The organism is Oleiphilus sp. HI0067 (genome assembly GCF_001635735.1).
Window position 1 is genome coordinate 1 of the sequence record NZ_LWFI01001379.1, and the last position, 1,102, is coordinate 1,102.

2 protein-coding genes are annotated in these 1,102 nt (G+C 42.9%); both read left to right on the top strand.

What is annotated here, in order from left to right; translation table 11 throughout:
- The coding region (locus tag A3739_RS30245) for a hypothetical protein (RefSeq protein WP_197472490.1) at nucleotides 1-236 on the top strand (236 nt) is incomplete at its 5' end.
- The coding region (locus tag A3739_RS21885; RefSeq protein WP_156502753.1) for a hypothetical protein at nucleotides 236-1,102 on the top strand (867 nt) is incomplete at its 3' end. The genes A3739_RS30245 and A3739_RS21885, both read left to right, overlap by 1 nt.

The following is a 1,102-nucleotide window of genomic DNA, read 5'->3' on the forward strand; positions in this document are numbered from 1 at the left end:
GCCAGCTGAATGAAGAGCAGCAATACAAGCTGGCATTAAAACTTTGTACTAACGAGCATATAAGCCTTGCTGAAGATATTTTCGAGAAGCTCAACACTCAACAAAATAGTCAACTCAACCTCGATGTTCTGGCCCGAAAGCTGTCGATTGTTTTTGGAAAGTGCAAGCAATCAGAAAAATCCCAGCACTATGCAAATATTGCTGAAACAACAATAGGCCTGGGAGGGAGTCAATAATGTCCTACTGCCATTATCACCCTCTTAGCCCTGCTAGCCATCACTGCACTCATTGCGATCAGGATTTTTGTCCTACCTGTTTAAATGAAAGCAAAACAAACAAAAATCCCACATGCATGATCTGTGAGCGAGAAACTGAAAGCCTTGGCGTTCAATCTGATGTCGTACCCTTCTGGCGGCGAATTGATCAAAGTTTCCGGTATCCTCTGAGCAAGCAAAGCCTTTCGTTTATCGTTGTTGTTTCGATGGCCATGGCAGCGGCAAGCTTTTTGTTTGTGCCACTGATGATAGGTTTATACCTATTAACTTCTGGTGTGATGTTTAAGTATTGCTTTAACTGTCTTTCCGAAACAGCCATGGGCAATATGCAAGCACCCAATGTCACATCGGCTTATGAAGGCGGTGTGCTTTTAGTATTCAAAATACTCTTCGTTCTTGTATTGCTATTAGTGGCTGTCGCAACAGCAGGTACTTTATTAGGATCAGGATTCGCTTCGTTTCTTGGATTCTTTGTCATCGTTTCAATACCGGCGATGATCATTCTCTATGCGATGACGGAGAGTCTCGCAGAAGCATTGAACCCTCTAAAAATAATTGCGCTGATTAGCAGTATTGGAATGCCTTATGGCCTTATCTTAGCATTGATGATGGTCATGCTTGGTTCTGTTGATCTGCTTAGCCAAATTATTGGCTACGAGGGCTCGTTTGTCTCAATGGCTCTTCAATCCGCGATTTCCAACTTTTATTCTGTGGTCATGTTCCACTTAATGGGATACATGATTTTTCAGTACCAAGGAAAGCTAGGTTACACGGCTGAATCGCTCACCAATGAGCCCAAAAGCATTCGCTCAGATAAAGAGAAGTGC